This is a genomic window from Usitatibacter rugosus (assembly GCF_013003965.1).
GTDB classification, from domain to species: Bacteria; Pseudomonadota; Gammaproteobacteria; order Burkholderiales; family Usitatibacteraceae; genus Usitatibacter; species Usitatibacter rugosus.
On the sequence record NZ_CP053069.1, the window covers coordinates 2118863 to 2138003 of the forward strand.

Annotated in this window: 16 protein-coding genes; 13 read left to right on the top strand and 3 right to left on the bottom strand. The window is 67.7% G+C overall.

Going from position 1 to position 19141, the window contains the following annotated elements; translation table 11 throughout:
- Positions 1 to 35: 35 nt before the first annotated feature.
- The 6 genes from DSM104443_RS10170 to DSM104443_RS10195 are packed head-to-tail and all read left to right on the top strand — an operon-like array spanning position 36 to position 4741.
- Positions 36 to 1091: a 2-oxoacid:ferredoxin oxidoreductase subunit beta gene (locus DSM104443_RS10170; RefSeq protein WP_171091853.1), complete on the top strand. Its 1056-nt coding sequence runs from the start codon at positions 36 to 38 to the stop codon at positions 1089 to 1091.
- A gap of 5 nt (positions 1092 to 1096) precedes the next feature.
- Positions 1097 to 1951 (top strand): FRG domain-containing protein, encoded by an 855-nt coding sequence (locus DSM104443_RS22175; RefSeq protein WP_171091855.1) that lies wholly within the window; start codon positions 1097 to 1099, stop codon positions 1949 to 1951.
- Positions 1952 to 1985: 34 nt separating this feature from the next.
- A complete protein-coding gene (locus DSM104443_RS10180) occupies positions 1986 to 2528 on the top strand; it encodes a hypothetical protein (RefSeq protein ID WP_171091857.1) in 543 nt (180 codons plus the stop codon).
- Positions 2525 to 3568 (top strand): low-specificity L-threonine aldolase, encoded by a 1044-nt coding sequence (gene ltaE / locus DSM104443_RS10185; RefSeq protein WP_171091860.1) that lies wholly within the window; start codon positions 2525 to 2527, stop codon positions 3566 to 3568. The genes DSM104443_RS10180 and ltaE overlap by 4 nt, the downstream gene beginning before the upstream one ends.
- Before the next feature lie 34 nt (positions 3569 to 3602).
- Positions 3603 to 3782, top strand: a complete 180-nt coding sequence (locus DSM104443_RS10190; protein WP_171091862.1) for a hypothetical protein — start codon at positions 3603 to 3605, stop codon at positions 3780 to 3782.
- On the top strand, positions 3755 to 4741 hold the full coding sequence (locus DSM104443_RS10195; protein ID WP_171091864.1) for a GlxA family transcriptional regulator: 987 nt from the start codon (positions 3755 to 3757) through the stop codon (positions 4739 to 4741). The genes DSM104443_RS10190 and DSM104443_RS10195 overlap by 28 nt, the downstream gene beginning before the upstream one ends.
- Positions 4742 to 4798: 57 nt before the next feature.
- On the opposite strand, the gene DSM104443_RS10200 is transcribed toward DSM104443_RS10195, so the two are convergent.
- The 3 genes from DSM104443_RS10200 to DSM104443_RS10210 form a co-directional block, all read right to left on the bottom strand.
- Positions 4799 to 6238, bottom strand: coding sequence for a PhoH family protein (locus tag DSM104443_RS10200; protein WP_212757091.1), 1440 nt, complete (start codon positions 6236 to 6238; stop codon positions 4799 to 4801).
- Positions 6239 to 6345: 107 nt separating this feature from the next.
- The gene (locus tag DSM104443_RS10205; protein ID WP_171091869.1) at positions 6346 to 6807 is read right to left on the bottom strand and encodes a peroxiredoxin; all 462 of its coding nucleotides are present in this window, start codon (positions 6805 to 6807) and stop codon (positions 6346 to 6348) included.
- A gap of 59 nt (positions 6808 to 6866) precedes the next feature.
- The gene (locus tag DSM104443_RS10210) at positions 6867 to 7784 is read right to left on the bottom strand and encodes a polysaccharide deacetylase family protein (RefSeq protein WP_171091871.1); all 918 of its coding nucleotides are present in this window, start codon (positions 7782 to 7784) and stop codon (positions 6867 to 6869) included.
- A gap of 108 nt (positions 7785 to 7892) precedes the next feature.
- On the opposite strand from DSM104443_RS10210, the gene DSM104443_RS10215 reads away from it, so the two are divergent.
- The 7 genes from DSM104443_RS10215 to DSM104443_RS10245 all read left to right on the top strand — a co-directional run bounded on the left by DSM104443_RS10215 (position 7893) and on the right by DSM104443_RS10245 (position 19125).
- On the top strand, positions 7893 to 9764 hold the full coding sequence (locus DSM104443_RS10215) for a bifunctional metallophosphatase/5'-nucleotidase (protein ID WP_171091872.1): 1872 nt from the start codon (positions 7893 to 7895) through the stop codon (positions 9762 to 9764).
- The gene (locus DSM104443_RS10220) at positions 9761 to 10912 is read left to right on the top strand and encodes a tetratricopeptide repeat protein (RefSeq protein ID WP_171091874.1); all 1152 of its coding nucleotides are present in this window, start codon (positions 9761 to 9763) and stop codon (positions 10910 to 10912) included. The genes DSM104443_RS10215 and DSM104443_RS10220 overlap by 4 nt, the downstream gene beginning before the upstream one ends.
- 87 nt (positions 10913 to 10999) lie before the next feature.
- The gene (locus DSM104443_RS10225) at positions 11000 to 11962 is read left to right on the top strand and encodes a tripartite tricarboxylate transporter substrate binding protein (RefSeq protein WP_171091876.1); all 963 of its coding nucleotides are present in this window, start codon (positions 11000 to 11002) and stop codon (positions 11960 to 11962) included.
- Positions 11962 to 12894: an isocitrate lyase/PEP mutase family protein gene (locus DSM104443_RS10230; RefSeq protein WP_171091878.1), complete on the top strand. Its 933-nt coding sequence runs from the start codon at positions 11962 to 11964 to the stop codon at positions 12892 to 12894. Before DSM104443_RS10225 ends, DSM104443_RS10230 begins: the two co-directional genes overlap by 1 nt.
- A gap of 5 nt (positions 12895 to 12899) precedes the next feature.
- Positions 12900 to 14291 carry a 3-isopropylmalate dehydratase large subunit gene (leuC, locus tag DSM104443_RS10235; protein WP_171091880.1) on the top strand — a complete coding sequence of 464 codons (1392 nt, stop codon included), beginning with the start codon at positions 12900 to 12902 and terminating at the stop codon, positions 14289 to 14291.
- The gene (leuD, locus tag DSM104443_RS10240; RefSeq protein WP_171091882.1) at positions 14288 to 14881 is read left to right on the top strand and encodes a 3-isopropylmalate dehydratase small subunit; all 594 of its coding nucleotides are present in this window, start codon (positions 14288 to 14290) and stop codon (positions 14879 to 14881) included. Before leuC ends, leuD begins: the two co-directional genes overlap by 4 nt.
- A gap of 92 nt (positions 14882 to 14973) precedes the next feature.
- Entirely contained in the window at positions 14974 to 19125 is a 4152-nt protein-coding gene (locus DSM104443_RS10245; RefSeq protein WP_171091884.1) for a hypothetical protein, read from the top strand.
- The last annotated feature ends 16 nt before the right edge of the window (positions 19126 to 19141 follow it).

The window sequence follows — 19141 nt, forward strand, 5'->3', positions numbered from 1 at the left end:
CCACGGATAAACACGGATAAACACGGATCTCGACCATGACCTATCTCACGAAGCCGAAGCTCCACCATCCCGAATTGCCCAAGAACAAGCTGGGCTTTACGAGGCGGGACTACGAAGGCACGGTGTCGACGCTGTGTGCCGGTTGCGGGCATGACTCGATCACGGGGGCGATCATCCAGGCGTGCTTCGAGCTGGATATCGCGCCGCATCGCGTGGCGAAGCTCTCGGGCATCGGGTGCTCGTCCAAGACGCCTACGTATTTCCTGGGCCAGTCGCACGGGTTCAACACGGTCCACGGCCGCATGCCTTCGGTGCTGACCGGAGCGAATGCCGCGAACCGCGACCTCATCTATCTCGGCGTGTCCGGGGATGGCGATTCCGCATCCATCGGCCTGGGCCAGTTCGCCCACGTGATGCGCCGGGGCGTGAACATGACGTACATCGTCGAGAACAACGGCGTGTACGGCCTCACCAAGGGCCAGTTCTCGGCCACGGCCGACCGCGGCTCGAAGAGCAAGCGCGGGGCGCTGAACGCGGACGAATCGATCGACCTCGCCCTCCTGGCGCTCCAGCTCGGCGCCACCTACGTCGCGCGCAGCTTCTCGGGCGACAAGGCGCAGTTGGTGCCGCTCATCAAGGGCGCGCTCACGCATCCGGGTGCCGCGTTCATCGACGTGCTCTCGCCCTGCGTGGCCTTCAACAATCACGAAGGGTCCACCAAGAGCTACGACTACGTGCGCGAGCACAACGAGGCCGTGAACGCGCTGGACGTGATCACGATGCATCGCGAGATCACCACGCAGTACGACGCGGGCACCGTGCAGGAGGTGAAGCAGCACGACGGCTCGGTGCTGCGGCTGCGCAAGATCGACGCGGGCTACGACGCCTCGAACCGCATCACCGCCATGAACTTCGTGCAGGAGCGCTACGCGCGCGGCGAGATCGCCACCGGGCTGCTGTACCTGAACGCCCACCCGCGCGACCTCCACGATTCCCTGAATACGGTGGCCACGCCGCTGAACCAGCTGAACGAGCGCGAGCTCTGCCCCGGCAACGCGGCGCTGGAGAAGTTCAACACGCTGCTTCGCTAGCGGGTATGGCACTTTCGAAGAAGCGCCGATATGACGCACTTCCAGTACGGGCGATCGACTCTTGGTACGACATCCCGAAACTTCTCGCGCACTGTTCGTTGTTCAGGAATCGGGGTTGGTTGTTCCGCGGGGTTTGTCGCGGTGACTTCGACCTGATTCCGAAGATCGGTAGATCTGACGCCCGAAAGTGGAAACCTGACTCGGGAATCCACATGCCGTATCAGCTGAAGGACGAGCGAGCTGTTCTGCGATTGTTCCAGGACAGGGCGCCACCTCTCTTGAGATTTCAGCCAAGACACGAGCTTGAATGGCTCGCTGTGGCTCAGCACTATGGTGTCCCGACGCGCCTGCTTGATTGGACGGAAAACATTCTCGTTGCGTCCTGGTTTGCCTGTGAGCAGTACCTAGAGCGCGTCTCACCCGTTGAGGCGCGAGTGAAGGGCCTCTTGACCCGGTCAAATAGACAACGACCGGAGGCAAAGTTGGCACCAGATCCTGCAATTTGGATCACCTGTGACGTGCAACACATAAGCAGCGCAGAGGAGCGCGCTCCGTTCAAGATAAGGAGTCCGCGTAGCTACCGCCCTCCGTTTGTTAGTGAGCGAATTGCATCTCAAGGAAGCATCCTTACGATCCACGGGGATCCGAGAAAGCCGTTCAAACCGGACGTCGTCTTTCGCGTCCCGATCGCCAAGAGCGCTTGCTTCACAATTCTGAAGCGACTTGATGCTGCTGGATACAACTTCTCCACCGTCTTCCCCGATGCGGGCGGACTCGGTGTGTATCTCAACTGGCGCTACAAGAATGTTTGGCTGCCGAACTACAAGCGCCTAACCATTGACGAGTCAAAGGACCGTTAGAGAGGCGCGTGTCCCGCGCCTGTAAAATGGCGGGATGACAGACCGTCCCGCCTTGCTCCGCCTCATCGGCGAAGCCACCGACCAGAAGATCGCCGACCACCTGGCCGCCCTGGGCTTCCGCCCGGCCACGCCGCTCTTCGAGCAGACCATCCGCCGCTATGTGGCCACGGGTCCTTTCCGCGACATGGACATCGAGGTCTATCGCGGCAAGGACTGGAGCGGGCCCGGGGGCGCTGTCCTCGTCTCGCTTCGGGTCCTGATCCACCCGGTGCAGAAGGCCTTGCACGGGGAACCCCAATCGCTCGCGACACCGCGCCTGGACGTGGGCGCCGCCGTGATGCAATTCGGCCCGCATCCGCCCACCGAGCCGGGCCAGTGGCGCGTTACGTCTCCGGCCGAGGTAGGCCACTTCGCGAACGGCTTCGGCGACTACCTCGTGAAGCACGCGCTGCCGTGGTTCGCGAAGTCCGCCACGCCGCAAGCCGCGATCGCGCTCCTCGACACCCTGGGGCCCGGCCCGCAGGACGCCGAGATCCGCCTCGCCCTCGAAATCGCTTCCACGCAGGAACCGTCATGACTATCGATTTCCGCAGCGACACCGTTACCCGTCCCACGACCGCGATGCGTACCGCGATGGCGCAGGCCGACGTCGGCGACGACGTCTTCGGCGACGACCCCACGATCAACAAGCTGCAGGATTTCGCGGCGTCCATGTTCGGCATGGAGGCGGGGCTCTACTTCCCGACCGGCACGCAGTCGAACCTCGCGGCACTGATGGCGCACTGCCAGCGCGGCGAGGAGGTGATCGTCGGCCAGCAGGCCCACACGTACAAGTACGAGGGCGGGGGCGGGGCGGTGCTGGGCTCGATCCAGCCGCAGCCGCTGAACAACAAGCCCGACGGCTCGCTCGATCTCGCCGAGGTCGAGGCGGCGATCAAGCCCGACGACTCGCACTTCGCCATCACCCGCTTGATCGCCCTCGAGAACACGATCGGCGGCAAGGTGATCGGCCGTGCCTACATGGCCGATGCGATCGCGCTCGCGCGCCGCCGCGGCCTCTCGATCCATCTCGACGGAGCGCGCGTGTTCAACGCGGCCGTGAAGCTGGGCATGCCGGTGAAGGATCTCTGCACCGGCTTCGACACGGTCTCGGCCTGCCTTTCGAAGGGCTTGGGCGCGCCTGCCGGCACGGTGCTGGTCGGCAAGCGCGACGTGATCGAGCGCGCCCGCCGCATCCGCAAGATGGTGGGCGGTGCCATGCGCCAGGCGGGCGTGCTGGCCGCGGGGGGCCTGTACGCGCTCGAGCACCACGTCGATCGCCTGGCCGAGGACCACGCCAACGCCCAGCGCCTCGCCAAGGGCTTGGCCGCTGCGGGGATCGCTTCGGACCCGGTGCAGACCAACATGGTCTTCGCCGCTTTCCCGAAGGAGATCTGCAAGCCGCTCCAGGAGCACCTGCGCTCGAAGGACATGCTGTGCTTCATCGACGCGCGTACGCGCCTGGTGACGCACCTGGACGTCGACGCGGCGGGGGTCGATGCCTTCGTGGCCGAGGTGGGCGCGTTCCTGTCGCAAAACGCCCGAAGCCTGTCGCGCGCCGCGGCGGCGGGGGCGTAGCTTGGTGGGCGCCCCAACGGCGCCCGGAGGACCCATGGACATTCGCGTGTACATCCGTGACCAGCTGCAGGCGAAGCTCGTCGAGGTGAACGACGAGATCCGCCACTATCCGCAACCCATCGCGCGCTGCGACGTGCAGCTGGGCGGCCTCCACGAGGAGCGCACCCGCCTGCACGAAGCCCTTCAATGGCTCGACAGGACCCCCGGCTCGTAACCCTCGTCGCGTTCCCGGGCGTCCAGGTCCTCAACGTCGCGGGACCGATGGAGATGCTGCGCGGCGCGTGGAGTGCCGTGCGGAGCCTGCGCCCCGGGTCGTTCTCCGAGCCCCCCTATGCGACGCGGGTCGTGGCGGCGAGCCTCGATCCCGTCACGTCGTCCTGCGGGCTCGCGATCGTGGCCGACGCGACCTTCGCCTCCGCCGCCTCCGACATGGATACGCTGGTCGTCGCGGGCGGCGAGGTCGAGAACGCGCTCGCCGATCCGGCCCTCATGGAATTCGTGCGCTCGGCCGCGGCCCGGGCGCGGCGCGTGGTGGCGCTGGGGGCGGGCACCTTCGTGCTCGCCAAGGCGGGCCTGCTCGACGGCAAGCGCGCCACGACGCACTGGCGCCACCGCGACACCCTCGCCACCGACTATCCCGCGATCCACGTCGAGCGCGACCTCGTGTTCGTGAAGGACGGCAACGTCTACACCTGCGCGGGCATCGCCGCGGCCATGGACCTCGCGGCCGCGCTGATCGAGGAAGACATCGGGCGCGACGTCGCCGTGGCCGTGGCGCGCGACAAGGTCATGTGGATGAAGCGCCCCGGCGACGAGCCGCAGGTGAGCGCGCAGCTCGCGGCCCAATCCGTGAGCCATCCGCAGCTAGCCCCTTTGCTGGAATGGCTCCTGCGCTCGACCGGCGAGGAGATCTCGGTGCAGCGCATGGCCGAGCGCGCCGCGATGAGCGAGAGGACGCTGACCCGCCTCTTCCAGAAGGAGCTGGGCACCTCACCCGCGAAGTTCGTCGAGCACGCCCGCGTGGAAATGGCGCGCAGGCTCCTGGAGGAAAGCAACTTGCGTCTCGACGCGATAGCGCGACGCTGTGGCTTCGGCAGCGAAGACCACATGCGGCGGACCTTCTACCGAACCTTCGGCATGAGTCCCCGCGAGTACCAAGGCACCAATAAATAAGGGAATTAAATTGGGGTCAGACTCCCATTTCGAAATGGGAGTCTGACCCCAATTAATTTAGAGGACTTCGGCGGCGTGGTCGGCGAGGCGCGAGCGTTCGCCGCGCGTCAACGTCATGTGCCCGCCGTGGTTCCAGCCCTTGAAGCGGTCCACCACGTACGTGAGGCCCGACGAGCCCTCGGTGAGGTAGGGCGTGTCGATCTGCGCGATGTTGCCCAGGCACACCACCTTGGTGCCGGGTCCGGCGCGGGTGATGAGCGTCTTCATCTGCTTGGGCGTGAGGTTCTGCGCCTCGTCGATGATGAGGAACTTGTTGATGAAGGTGCGGCCGCGCATGAAGTTGAGCGACTTCACCTTGATGCGGGAGCGGATGAGGTCGGCTGTAGCCGCCCGGCCCCAGTCCCCGGCCTCGTCGTCGGTCTTCATGAGGACGTCCAGGTTGTCCTCGAGCGCGCCCATCCACGGCGTCATCTTCTCTTCCTCGGTGCCGGGCAGGAAGCCGATGTCCTCGCCGACGGGGACGGTGACCCGCGTCATGATGATCTCGGTGTAGACCTTGTACTCGAGCGTCTGCATCAGGCCTGCGGCCAGCGTGAGCAGCGTCTTGCCGGTGCCGGCCTGGCCGAGGAGGGTGATGAAGTCGATCTCGGGATCCATCAGCAGGTTGAGCGCGAAGTTCTGCTCGCGGTTCCTCGCCGTGATGCCCCACACGTTGTTCTTGTGGTGCGAATAATCGCGCAGCGTCTGCAGCTCCGCCTGCTTGCCGCGGATGTTCTTCACGATGGCGAGGAACGGCTTGTCGCCCTCGTGGAACACGAACTGGTTCACGAGCATCGAGGGCACCAGCGGCCCCTTGATGCGGTACATCGTGCGGCCGTGCTCCTGCCAGCTCTCGACGTCCTTGCCGTGCTTGTCCCAGAAGTCCTGGGGCAGCTCCATCACGCCGGTGTAGAGGAGGTCGGTGTCCTCGAGGACCTTGTCGTTGAAGTAGTCCTCGGCGGGTAGCCCGATCGCATGCGCCTTGATGCGCATGTTGATGTCCTTGGACACCAGCACGACATCGCGCTTGGGGAATTTCTGCTTCAGGTGCGCCGCGACGCCGAGGATCACGTTGTCGGCCTTCTGCGAGGCGACGGAATCCGGGATCTCCACCGTGACGGAATGCGTCTGCAGGAAGAGGCGGCCCAGGGCCTCGCCATGGCTCTTGGCCTTCAGCGAGAACCCGTTCTCGATGTCGCCTTCGCCGGAGGACACGATCTCGTCCAGGAAGCGGCTCGCCTGGCGGGCGTTCCTCGAGACTTCGCTCATGCCCTTCTTGTTGTCGTCCAGCTCCTCCAACGTGACCATGGGCAGGTACACGTCGTGCTCCTCGAAGCGGAAGAGGCTGGTGGGATCGTGCATCAACACGTTGGTGTCGAGCACGAAGAGCTTGGCGGTGCCGGCGGACTTGCCTGGCTTGGCGGAGCCGGGCTCCCGCTCTCGTCTACGCGTGGTCATGGGCACCTCCGAACGAGAGGCAGGGGACGTCGCCTCCTCCGCGTCGTGGCGGGAGGAGTCTCTCAGGGTGTCGTTGGGCATCGAGTGGGTGGTGGGGTGGGAAAGGCTTATAGGCGAGCGGATCGTACGAACTCGAGCACTTCCTGGGCGTGGCCGGGGACTCTCACCCCCCGCCATTCGCGCACGATGCGCCCGCTGCGGTCGATCACGAAGGTGCTGCGTTCGACGCCACGCACCTGCTTGCCATACATGTTCTTCATCTTCATGACGCCGAAGCCGAGGCAGACCTCTTCATCGGCATCCGAGAGCAGCTCGAAGGGGAAGGAGAACTTCGACTTGAACTTCTCGTGGGAGGCCACGGAATCGCGCGAGACGCCGAATACCGCCACGCCGGCCTTCACGAATTCGGGGTGCAAGTCGCGAAACGCCTCGCCCTCGATGGTGCAGCCGGGGGTGTTGTCCTTGGGATAGAAGTACAGGACGAACGGGGCGTTGTAGGCCGAGAGCCGGAACCGTTGGTTACCGGTGGCGGGGAGCTCGAAATCCGGGAGTGCCGGAGGTTCGCTCAAATCTGGGATTTCCTGACCATGCGCAACCTATGGTGCACAAGTCGCTTGAGGAACGCAAGCTATGGGGATGATCGGTCTTGGAGAAAGGCCGGACCCTGCGTGGAGAGGGTGCCGGACCGACCCGGGAGAGGGGTATCCAGGACGGTGTGGAGGGGCAGCCCGCCGGGGGGCTGGGCCGCCGCCAGCCCGGCCAGCGAGGTGAGCTTGTAGCCCTGGTCCTTCCAGCCGGCGAGGAGTGCTTCGAACGCCGGGGCGAGCTTCATGCCCTCCAGCTCGGCATGCAGCGTATAGACGTGGTCGCGCGGCTCGGCGGTGAGGGCGAGGACGCGCTCGGCCACGTTGGCTTCGGTCACGCCGTCCAGGCCGATCATCTCGTCCAGCGTCGGCAGCGTGGTGGGGAACTGCGGGCAGGCGACGATCTCGCCGCGCACCACCGGCAGGAAAGGATGGGTGCCGCGCGTGTCGGAGGCGTAGCGGAAGCCGAAGGATTGCGTGCGCCGGTAGGCGTGGACGTTCATCTGCCAGCCCGCGGCCCCGTGGACCTCGGGCTCCGCGCCGAAGACCTCGCGGAACCGGTCTCGTGCCTTGGCCATGCGCTCCTCCGTCCACGCGGCGTCTTCCGTGCCGACATGGTCCTGCCACTCGACGTGGTCCCACGTGTGGATGCCGACCTCGAAGCCCGCGTCGCGCACGCTGCGCAGGACCGGCGTGCAGCGCTTGCCGATGTCGGGCCCCGGCAGCAGCGTCCCGTAGAGCAGCGTCTTCACGCCGTAATGCGACATGACCGACGTGCGGCCGACCTTCTTCATGAAGCCGGGGCGGAACGCGCGCTTGATCGCGCGGCCCGTGTGGTCGGGGCCGAGGCTGAAGAGGAACGTGGCGCCGGCATCGTGGCGCTTGAGCATGTCCATCAGGTGCGGAACGCCGATGCGCGTGCCGCGGAATGTGTCGACGTCGATCTTGAGTGCGAGGTTCATGGCGAGCGAAGTGTAGCGCCTCGTTGCGGAATCGTGACGGCGGTGTCACGCGGTAGTCACCGCGCGCCCCTAGGATCGCGGGCGCTGGTCCACCGAGGAGATCCCCGCATGAACGCTCGTCGCTTCGCCATCGGAGCCGTTACCCTGATTTCCACCGCGGTCGTCGTTGCCTCCTGTGGCGGCGGCAGCGATCCCGAGCCGCAGCCGCCTTTCGCCGTCAAGATCATCGCGATCAACGACTTCCACGGGAACCTGCAGTCGCCCGGGACGTTCGGCGTGAGCACCGCGGTTCCCGCCGCCGATCGCCCCGCCGTCGGCGGCGCGGAGTTCCTCGCCGCGTACGTGGCGAAGATGAAGGCGGCCAACCCGAACAGCGTCGTGGTCGGCGCGGGCGACAACATCGGAGCCTCGCCGCTCATCTCCGCGCTGTTCTTCGACGAGCCGGCCGTGGAGGCGCTGAACCGCATCGGCATGGAGTTCACGAGCGTCGGCAACCACGAGTTCGACAAGGGCTCCGCGGAATTGCTGCGCCTGCAGAACGGCGGCTGCAAAGTCACCAACGGCACGACGGATCCGGCGAGCTGCCGCGGCGCCACCGTCGGAACGCCCGTTCCCTTCGAAGGGGCGAAGTTCAAGTGGCTCTCGGCCAACGTGGTGAAGACGAGCGACGGCCAGCCGCTGTTGCCCGCCTTCGGCACCAAGACCTTCAACGGCGTGCCGGTCGCGTTCATCGGCATGACGCTGAAGGCCACGCCCACGATCGTGACGCCTACCGGCGTGGCGGGCCTGGAGTTCCGCGACGAGGCGACGACGGTCAACGCGCTGGTGCCGACGCTGAAGGCCCAGGGCATCCAGGCGATCGTCGTGCTCGTGCACGAAGGCGGCTTCCAGACCGGGTCGCTGTCGGACATCAACGGGTGCGAAGGCAACCTCGCGGGCTCGGCCATCGCCGAGATCGTGAAGAAGCTCGACGACGCGGTCGATGTCGTCGTGAGCGGCCATACGCACGCCGCGTACAACTGCAAACTCCCCAACGCCGCCGGCCGCCTGATCCCGGTCACGAGCACGCCGGCGTTCGGGCGGACCGTGACGGAGATCGACGTCACGATCAATCCGGAGACGAAGGACATCACCGCCGTCACCGCGGCCAACCGCCTCATCGCGCGCAACGACCCGGCCACGCCGGCGACCGCCGCCGTGGCGAGCCTCGTCACCGCGTACAACGGCCTCGTGTCGCCGATCGCGAACCAGGTGATCGGCTCGCACACGGTGACCCTGTCGAACTCGCGCACGGACAAGGCGTGCAACATGCCGGCCGGCGACCTCATCGCCGACGCCATGCTCGATGCCACGAAGGCGGCCACGTTCGGCAATGCGACGATCGCGTTCATGAACGGCGGCGGCGTCCGCAATCCCGGCTACGGCTTCGCGCAGACGGTGGGCGAGGGTGACGGCAACATGACGTACGGCGAAGCGTTCACCGTGCAGCCGTTCGGCAACACGCTGGTCACCATGACGCTCACGCAGCAGGACCTGAAGGACGTGCTCGAGGAGCAGTTCGCGGGCTGCAAGGGCCAGGGCGCCACCACGACGCGCGTGATGCTCGCCTCGGCAGGCCTCAAGTACACGTGGGATGGCAGCCAGGCGTGCAACTCGCGCATCCGCAGCGTCACGCTCAGCAGCGGTGGCGCCACGGAGACGATCGTCACCAACGGCGTACTCGCGAACCCGACGAAGACCTACCGCGTCACCGTGAACAACTTCATGGCGACCGGCGGCGACGGCTACTCGACGTTCCTCAAGGGCACGAGCCAGCTCGGCGGCGCGCAGGACATCGATGCGTTCGTGGCCTACATGTCGAACTTCAAGGCCCCCAAGGCTGCGTATGCCCCGGGCGCACGCACGGAGGACGCGGGCTCGGCCCGCATCAACCGGACGGGCGGCACGAACTGCCCGACCGGCGCCGACACCAACCCGTGAGTCGATTCGCGGCCGGGGCGCTCGCCTTCGCCCTGGCCGGACTCGCGGTGGCCGCCGATCCGGCGGACCAGCGGCTTCGCGACGTGATGGATGCCGCGAAGCGGCGGGCGGCCGGCGTCGAGCCCGCACCGATTCGCCCCGAAACCGAAGCCGAGCGCCAGCGCTTTCTCGCGCAGGGCGAGGCCGCGCTCGCGCACGGACAAGTCGAAGCGGCCATCGCCGCGTTCGACCGTGCGGCGGGGATGCGCCACGCCGCCGATTCCGAGATGGGTCTCGTGCGCGCGTACATGCAGGGCGGGGAGTACCGGAGGGCGGTTGCGTTCGTCGCGCACACGGCGAGCGCGCATCGCGATGCGCCGGGCGGTGCGGCGTTGTACGCGTGGCTGCTCTACGTCGGCGGGCAGGGCGTGCACGCGGAACGCATGCTCGACGAGGCCCGGTCGCGTTTCGGCAGCGCCGCGGTTCTCCAGGAGGTTCGGACCCAGGTGCGTTCGGGCTCGCCGCTCGCGCGCGGTCCCTTGCTGCAGGCTCCCGCGCGCATGGCGCCGTTCGATGCCTCGACGATTGCGCCGGGTTTGCACGTTGCGGGCTCCGCCGTGCTGGTGGACGAGGGACGGCGTGCCATCGCACCGCTGGCGGCGGTTCCCGCGTCCTCGCGCGTCTGGCTGCGCAACGCCCTCGGCGAGGCCGTGACGGCACGCGTCGAGCGGCGCAACCGCGAGCTGGGCCTGGTGGTTCTTCACCTGGACAAGCCGTTGCCGCCGGGCGACTCCCGCGTCGCCGAGCGAGATCCGTTTCCGGGCAGTCCCGCGTTCGCGATCGAATACGTCGCCTCCGGCGACGCGCAGCCGCGCTGGCCGGTGCTGCGCAGCGGCTTTCTCGGCGCGGCGACGTCCGACGGCAAGCTGCGCGACATCGGCGTCGAGATGCCGGCCGGTCCTCGCGGTGGGCCGGTCTACGATCAGGGCGGCCGCCTCGTCGGAGTCGCGCTTTCCGGCAACCGCGTCCTCACGCCGTCGCAGCTTCGACGGGTGCTCGGCCAGGCCGATCCGACGCCCGCGAGCGCCGGTCCGGTCCCGCGCGTGGCGGTCGAACAAATCTACGAGGCTTCGATGCGCGGTGCCGTGCAGGTGCTCGCGGAAAGGTGAGGCCTTCATCCCCCGGGTGACGAATCGAAGCGCGAATCACGCGTGCTACATTCGTCTCGAGGCGGCGGAAAGCCGCTCGGAGGAGCGATGAAGAGAATCTGGAAGGCGATGGCCGTCTTTGCGATGGCCGCGTCGGGCGCCGCCTGGTGCCAGTCCTATCCCGCGAAACCCATTCGCATCGTCGTGCCGTTTGCCGTGGGCGGAACGGGCGACACGCTGACTCGCACCGTGGGCGACGAGATGTCGCGCGACCTGGGGCAGCCGATCGTCATCGACAACAAGCCCGGTGCGGGCGGCCTCGTCGGCACGGAGCTCGTGGCCGCGGCGCCGGCCGACGGCTACATGATGCTGCTCGTGAGCCCGGCGCACGTGATCATTCCCGCGCTGCACGCCGGCAAGAAGACCTACGACCCGATCAAGGGCTTCGAGCCGATCACGGTCTTCGCCAACACGCACCAGGTGATCGTGGCGCATCCGTCGGTTCCAGTGAACACGACGCAGGAGCTCATCGATTACGCGAAGAAGAACCCCGGCAAGCTGAACTACGGTTCGGCCGGCACGGGCTCGGCCACGCACCTCAACATGGCGCTCTTCCTCTCGATGGCGGGCATCGACATCGTGCACGTGCCGTACAAAGGCTCGACGCCCGCGCGGCAGGACGTGCTCGCCGGCCAGGTGCAGCTCGCGATGGACGGGCTGCTCCCCCTGCAGCCGCTGATCAAGGACGGGCGGCTGAAGGCGATCGGCATCACGAGCACCAAGCGTGCCCAGAGCAACCCGGAGATTCCGACGCTGGGCGAGACCGTGAAGGGCTACGCCTCCGACACCTGGTATGCGCTGCTGGCCCCGGGCGGAACGCCGAAGGAGATCGTCGCCAGGCTGCATGCCTCCGCGGTGAAGGCGCTCGCCTCGCCCGCGGTGCGCGACAGGCTCTCGAAGCTCGGCGCCGAACCGGTGGGCAACACGCCCGACGAGCTGCGCGAGCTGCTGCTGCGCGAGCAGGCGATCTGGATGAAGGTGGTCAAGGACTCTGGAGCGAAGGCGGACTGATGAAACGCATGACGACGCAGTTGCGGGGCTTGATCGCCCAGGGGCCGACGCTCTACGTGCCGGGCTGCTACAGCGCGATGAGCGCCCGGGTGCTGGAGGAGGCGGGCTTCGAGGCGATCTACATGTCGGGCTACGGCACGTCGCTCTCGCTCACGGGCCTGCCGGACGTCGGCCTCACGACGATGACGGAGATGGTCGCCAACGCGCGCTACATCGCGCAGGCCGTGAAGATCCCGCTGCTCGCCGATTGCGACACCGGCTTCGGCAACGCCATCAACGTGATGCGCACCATGCGCGAGTACATCGCGGCGGGTGTGGCCGGCGTGCACATGGAAGACCAGGTGAGTCCCAAGCGCTGCGGCCACGTCGCGGGCCGCGTCGTGATCTCCTTCGAGGAGGCCGTGGGCAAGGTCCGTGCGGCGGTCGATGCGAAGAACGGCATCGATCCCGATTTCGTGATCGTCGCCCGCACCGACGCGCGCGGAGCGCACGGCGGCTCGCTCGACGAGGCCATCAAGCGCGCCAACGCCTTCCTCGGCGCCGGAGCCGACCTCGCGTTCATCGAGGGCCCGACGTCGGCCGATGAAGTGAAGCGGATCTGCCGCGAGGTGAAGGGCCCGGTCTTCTACAACATGACGGGCGTCTCGCCGCGCTTCACCGTCGACGAGATGCGCTCGATGGGCATCGCGATGTGCATCTCGCCCAACCCGCTGCTGCGTGCCGCCCTGGCGGCGATGCACGACCTCGCGAAGGAGCTGAAGGCCGACGGCCCGGCGGCCGAGACGCGCTTCAATGCGCGCTTCAAGGACCATCCGCTGGGCGACCTCCATACCTTCGCCGGCTTCGACCAGGTCCGCACGTGGGAGCGCGAGTACCTCGGCGAGGAGGCGATGAAGAAGTACGCCGATTCCGTGGGGCACGTGCCGCGCTAGATCCCGTGGGCCTCACGCTCTACGAGAAGATCTGGAACGACCACGCGATCGCGCACGGCGCGGGCGGACGCACGCTGCTCTACATCGACCGCCAGCTCGTGCACGACGGGAGCTTCCACGCCTTCCTGGCGCTGAAGCAGGCCGGCCGAGCGGTGCGCCGTCCCGAGGCCTCGTTCGCGACGCCGGACCATTACGTTCCGACGCACAACCGCCATCCGATCACCCATCCCGAGCTGCGCGACAAGGTGGAGACGCTCGCTGCCAACGCCGCGGCGAACGGCATCACGATCTATCCCGTCGGCGACGATCGCCAGGGGATCGTCCACGTGGTGGGGCCGGAGCAGGGCATCACGCAACCGGGCATCACGCTGGTGTGCGGCGATTCGCATACCTCGACGCACGGCGCGTTCGGGGCGCTCGCCTTCGGCATCGGCGCTTCGGAAGTGGCCCACGTGCTCGCCACGCAAGCGTTGTGGCAAGCGCCGTCGAAGACGTTTCGCGTGACCGTCGAAGGAGCGCTGTCGCCGGGCGTGCACGCGAAGGACATCATCCTCGCGCTGATCGCGAGGATCGGCGCCTTCGGCGGCACCGGCTACACCTTCGAGTACGCGGGTCCCGGCATTCGCGCCCTCTCGATGGAAGCGCGCATGACGATCTGCAATATGTCGATCGAGGCGGGCGCGAAGGCGGGCCTGGTCGCACCCGACGAGACGACGTTCGCCTACTTGCACGGCCGTCCTCAGGCTCCGAAAGGGGAGTATTGGGAGCGGGCCGTTGCACTTTGGCGCGCCTTGCCCTCGGATCCCGACTCGCGCTTCGATCGCGAGGTGACGCTTGATGCAAGCGCGCTGGAACCGATGGCGACCTGGGGCACCAGCCCCGAGCACGGCGTGGGCATCTCGGGCGTGGTGCCCGACCCCTCGCGCGAAGCCGATGCCGCGCGGCGGGGCAGCATGGAGAAGGCGCTGGGCTACATGGACCTGCGGCCCGGAGCCCGCATCGACGGCCTTCCGATCGAGCGCGTCTTCATCGGGTCGTGCACCAACAGCCGGCTGGAGGACCTGCGTGCCGCCGCCGAGGTCGTGCGTGGACGCAAGGCCAAGGTGCCCGCGCTCGTGGTCCCCGGCTCGGGCCTCGTCAAGCGCGACGCGGAGGCCGAAGGACTCGACCGCGTCTTCCTCGACGCGGGCTTCGAATGGCGCGACGCGGGCTGCTCGATGTGCGTCGGCATGAACGGCGACCTGGCAGGCTCGGGCGAGCGCGTGGCGTCCACCTCGAACCGCAACTTCGAGGGCCGCCAGGGCAAGGGCGCGCGCACGCATCTCATGAGCCCGGCGATGGCCGCGGCCGCCGCCGTCACGGGATGCATCACCGACGTCCGGAAGCTGCTGCGATGAAACCGTTCACGACGCTCACCGCCGTGGCCGTGCCGCTCGACATCGTGAACGTCGACACCGACCGCATCATTCCCGCGCGCTTCCTGCGCCAGCCCCGATCCGCGGGCTACGAGAACTTCCTGTTCGCGGACCTTCGCGAGGCCGACGCGTCCTTCGTCCTCGATCGCGCGGAGTACCGGGGTGCGCAGATCCTCGTCGCGGCGGACAACTTCGGCTGCGGGTCGTCCCGCGAAGGCGCGGTGTGGGCCCTGGCGGGAAGCGGGCTGCGTGCCTGGATCGCGCCTTCGTTCGGCGACATCTTCTTCGAGAACTCCTTCAAGAATGGCGTGCTCGCGATCGTGCTGCCTCCCGGGCGAGTGACCGAGCTTCGCGCCGCGCTCGAAGCGAAGCCCGGAGCCTCGATGTCGATCGATCTCGCCGCGCAGACCGTCACCGGCCCGGACGGCAGGGTCGACCGGTTCGACGTCGATCCCTTCCGCAAGGAGTGCCTGCTGGCGGGCCTGGACGAGATCGACCTCACCCTGCGTCACGAGGCGGACATCGCCGCCTACGAAGATCGCCGGCGGCGCGAGCGTCCCTGGCTGGGGTGAATCCCCGGGTTGGACGGACGCCGCAAACTCGGTATCTTGGCCGCGTGAACCGGCCTCCGGGCCCAACAAGAAGAAGCTCAGGGAGAGTCCTCATGCTGCGCCGTGCCGCTGCGAGCCTCGCGCTCGCGTTCGCCCTCGTTCCCGTCTCGTCCTCGCAGGCCGCCCTCCCGATGCGGGTGGAAGCCTCGGTCGCCGCGCCCGATGGCGGGATCCTGCTGGCGGGCCAGAGCGTGCCTTCCGGTTCCCCGCTCTCCATCACGATCGCGAAGCGCAACGCCGACGGAACGGCGGACACGGCCTTCTTCGGCGGTGGATCCACGCAGTACTCCGCGATGCAGGCGACGGCCGAATTCCGCGTCACGGCGATCGCGGTCCAGCCCGACGGCAAGCTGCTCGTGGCCACCGTGCTCGACGGCAGGGTCGCCCTGGTGCGTTTCAACGACACGGGCACGCCGGACTATTCGTTCGGGATCTCCGGACCGGGTCTTGCGATCGACGACTCGAGTGACGGCCACCGCGTGAACGCGCTCGTCGTGCAGGCGGACGGGACGATCTTCGCGCTGGGGTCGTACAACGGGCCGGAGACGGGCGGTGCCTGGCGCTCCATGGTCGCCCGCTACTACTCGTACGGCTTTCGCGACGCCGGCTTTTCCTCGGGCCCCGCGGGCGCGTGGCTGGCGGCATCCGGCCTGGGCGACAGCGAGATCCGAGCCGCGGTGCGCACCTCCAACGGCTTCGTGGGCGTGGGCTACGCCCGCCAGCCGGGCGCCGACAAGAACTTCCTCTTCATGGGATTCCAGAGCTACGGCACGCCCGACATGGGCTTCGGCCAGGGGGGGGCGGCCGTGGTCAATGCGTTCGGGGGCCATGACGACGAGGCGTTCGCGGTGACGCTCGACACCTTCGGGAGCATCGTGGCGGCGGGACGCGACGGCCATGGCTACGGCACGCAATCCATGTCCAACTTCCTCTACGTGCGCATGACGCCGTACGGGACTCCCGACTACTCGTGGCCGCTCTATCACTCGATGACCCGCATGGGCATCTTCTACGACCGCGAATTCAGCGACGTGACCACGACCTCGGTGGCCGTCGTGCCGGGAAGCGGCGACCTCATCCTGGGCGGAACCGTCGTTCGCCCCTCGACCGGCGCCAGCTATTTCGGCATGACGCGCTTCTATGGCGGCTGGGGCGGCATGGACTTCAACCCGCTGGTGGAAGAGCTGGGGGGCGACGACCTGCTGAAGGCCGCGTATCCCAACGCGAGCGGCCAGGTGATCGCGGTGGGCACGCGGGAAGAGGCCGGCGTCGAGTCGGCGCGAATCGCCCGGTACTTCGCGGACAAGTTCGATTTCGACACCGACTTCGCCGTCAGCGGCGCCGATGCCGAACCCAACCCGTTGGCTTTCCGGCCGGTCTTCGGGCGCTTCGGTCCCTCCGCGCAGTGGCAGACGGATCCGGTTCGCATCGGGGGCATCAACGTGGCCGTGCCGGTCACCATCGAGAATGGAACGTACTCGATCGGCTGCACGTTCGACTACGTGGCCACGCCCGGGACCGCGAACAATGGCGACATGATCTGCGTGCGGGCGATCGCGGCGGCCACACCGTTCACCACCCAGGGCACGACGGTGCACGTGGGTTCGACGCAGGGCACCCTCACGCTGATCACCGGTGGCATCGCCGACACGACCCTGTTGAGCTACCCGGCCAATCCGTCGGGTACGAACGTGCAGTTCGGCTGGGGCCACGACTGGGACGTGTCGGGCTACGGAGCCACCTTCGAATGCTCGCTGGATGGCGCTCCCTTCGCGCCCTGCGCCGGCGGCAACTACAACGGTCTCGCGAACGGGCCGCATACCTTCCAGGTGCGCGCGGTGAACGAGTGGGGCACCGAGCCCACGCCCGCCACGCACGCGTGGTCGGTGGCTGCTCCGCCCGAGACCACGATCCTTTCCACGCCGCCGGTTCCGACCAACCAGACGACGGCGACCTTCACGTTCAGCTCGAACGACCCGACCGCGACCTTCGAGTGCCGCTTGTTCTCGACGGCGTTCGCACCCTGCACCAGCCCGGTGACCTTCTCGGGACTCTTCGGATCGGATCGCTTCTACGTGCGCGCGGTCAACGCATTCGGCGTCGACCAGACGCCCGCGGAATACGCGTGGTTCATCGACACCAACGCGCCGAGCTCGTCCATCGTCAACAAGCCGCCGAACCCTTCGGGCAGCGCAAGCGCGACCTTCACGTTCACCAAGAACGACTCGGGCGCCGTGTTCCAGTGCTCCCTCGATGGCGAGCCGTTCACGCCGTGCTCGACGCCGAAGTCGTACACGGGGCTCCCCGAAGGCACGCACACGTTCCGCGTGCGCGCCGTCGATGCCGCCGGGAACATCGAGGCCTTCCCGCCCAGCTACACGTGGGTCTATGACGTGTCGCCGCCGGATACCACGCTCACCGGCCCCTGGCAGGGGCATGGCACGACCGCGACCTTCCAGTTCGCCTCCAGCGAGCCCGGCAGCGGCTCGGTGCAGTGCAGCCTCGACGGCGAGGCCTGGCGGCCGTGCTGGGACGTCTTCACGACGATCGGAAGCACCACGGTCTCGTCGCTCTCGCAGGGAACGCATACGTTCAGCGCCAGGGCCGTGGACGGGCTGGGGCACATCGATCCCACGCCGGCGTCCATCACGTGGGTCGTCGATACCATCGGGCCGGACGTTACGATCACCTCCGGGCCGGTCGAGTCTTCCACGACCTCCCAGGCCAGCGCGACGTTCACGTTCACCTCGACGGAATCGGGCGCCACGTTCGCGTGCCTGCTGGGGGACGGATTCTTCACCCCCTGCACCAGCCCGGTCACGTACCCCGCGCTCTCGGACGGTTCGTACACGTTCCGGGTCCAGGCGGTGGATCTCTACGGCAATGCGACGCCGTACCCCTACGCAAGCCGCCACTGGACCGTCGACACGGTGCCGCCCGAGACCTTCATCTTGTCGCACCCCTCGGACACGACCGCGTCGCAGGCTCCGACCTTCACCTTTTCGGCATCGGAGCCGGCCACCGCGTTCGAGTGCAAGCTCGATGCCGAGTCCGGTTACACGCCCTGCACCAGCCCGAAGACCTATGCGAGCCTCGCGGAAGGCGCGCACCAGTTCTCCGTGCGGGCGCGAGACGGGGCGGGGCAACCCGACCCCACGCCGCCGTCGTTCTCATGGACCGTGGACCTGACCTCTCCGGACACGCTGATCGTTTCCGGTCCGGCTCCGGCCTCGATTTTTCCCGCGGCGACCTTCGTGTTCTCCGCGAACGAGCCGGGATCCACGTTCCAGTGCCGCCTCGACGGCGCGGCCTTCGCCGCTTGCACGAGTCCGGCCACGTATTCCTCGCTCGCCGACGGCGCGCACACCTTCCAGGTGCGCGCGTTCGACGGAGCCGGCAATCCCGACGGATCGCCCAGCAGCTTCGCGTGGACGATCGACACGGTGGCGGCCGACACCGCGATCGTGTCGGGGCCGAGCGGAGCGACGACGCAGGTGTCCGCGACCTTCACCTTCAGCTCGCCCGAGGGGGGCGTCACGTTCGAGTGCCGGCTGGATGGCGCCGCGTTTGCCGCCTGCACGTCGCCGCGCGTGCTGAGCGCGCTTTCCGATGGCTCGCATACGTTCGACGTTCGCGCGAAGGATTCCGCCGGCAATGTGGACCCGACCCCGGCGTCGCGCACGTGGACCGTGGATACGACGGCGCCCGGGACGGGGATCACGTCGTTTCCTCCGGCCGCTTCGAATTCCACCAGCGCATCCTTCTCGTTCTCCGCGTCCGAGACCGCGACCTTCCAGTGCAAGCTGGATGGGGCCTCGTTCGCGGCCTGCACGAGCCCGAAGAGCTACAGCGGCCTCTCGCAGGCTTCGCACACGTTCCAGGTGCGCGCGACCGATTCGCTGGGCAACGTGGATGCGACGCCCGCCAGCTACTCGTGGATCGTCGATACGTCGGCGCCCAACACGACGATCAACAGCGGGCCCTCGGGCACGGTGACCTCGACGACCGCGACGTTCACGTTCTCCTCGTCGCAGACCCCCTCCAATTTCGAGTGCCAGCTCGATTCGGCCGCCTACGCTCCGTGCACCAGCCCGAAGACCTACACGGGCGTCGCGGTCGGCAACCGCACCTTCCGGGTGCGGGCGATCGACGCGGCAGGCAACGTGGACGCGAGCCCCGCGACGCGCAGCTGGAGGATCAACTGAGGCTGCGATAATGGCG

What these genes read in the sequence shown, in the direction of transcription:
- DSM104443_RS10225 (WP_171091876.1), top strand. Translation starts at nt 11,000, where the DNA reads ATGAAGAGAATCTGGAAGGCGATGGCCGTCTTTGCGATGGCCGCGTCG.
- DSM104443_RS10215 (WP_171091872.1), top strand. Translation starts at nt 7,893, where the DNA reads ATGAACGCTCGTCGCTTCGCCATCGGAGCCGTTACCCTGATTTCCACC.
- DSM104443_RS10230 (WP_171091878.1), top strand. Translation starts at nt 11,962, where the DNA reads ATGAAACGCATGACGACGCAGTTGCGGGGCTTGATCGCCCAGGGGCCG.
- DSM104443_RS22175 (WP_171091855.1), top strand. Translation starts at nt 1,097, where the DNA reads ATGGCACTTTCGAAGAAGCGCCGATATGACGCACTTCCAGTACGGGCG.
- ltaE (WP_171091860.1), top strand. Translation starts at nt 2,525, where the DNA reads ATGACTATCGATTTCCGCAGCGACACCGTTACCCGTCCCACGACCGCG.
- DSM104443_RS10210 (WP_171091871.1), bottom strand. Translation starts at nt 7,784, where the DNA reads ATGAACCTCGCACTCAAGATCGACGTCGACACATTCCGCGGCACGCGC.
- DSM104443_RS10195 (WP_171091864.1), top strand. Translation starts at nt 3,755, where the DNA reads ATGGCTCGACAGGACCCCCGGCTCGTAACCCTCGTCGCGTTCCCGGGC.
- DSM104443_RS10245 (WP_171091884.1), top strand. Translation starts at nt 14,974, where the DNA reads ATGCTGCGCCGTGCCGCTGCGAGCCTCGCGCTCGCGTTCGCCCTCGTT.
- DSM104443_RS10170 (WP_171091853.1), top strand. Translation starts at nt 36, where the DNA reads ATGACCTATCTCACGAAGCCGAAGCTCCACCATCCCGAATTGCCCAAG.
- DSM104443_RS10200 (WP_212757091.1), bottom strand. Translation starts at nt 6,238, where the DNA reads ATGACCACGCGTAGACGAGAGCGGGAGCCCGGCTCCGCCAAGCCAGGC.
- DSM104443_RS10190 (WP_171091862.1), top strand. Translation starts at nt 3,603, where the DNA reads ATGGACATTCGCGTGTACATCCGTGACCAGCTGCAGGCGAAGCTCGTC.
- DSM104443_RS10180 (WP_171091857.1), top strand. Translation starts at nt 1,986, where the DNA reads ATGACAGACCGTCCCGCCTTGCTCCGCCTCATCGGCGAAGCCACCGAC.
- leuD (WP_171091882.1), top strand. Translation starts at nt 14,288, where the DNA reads ATGAAACCGTTCACGACGCTCACCGCCGTGGCCGTGCCGCTCGACATC.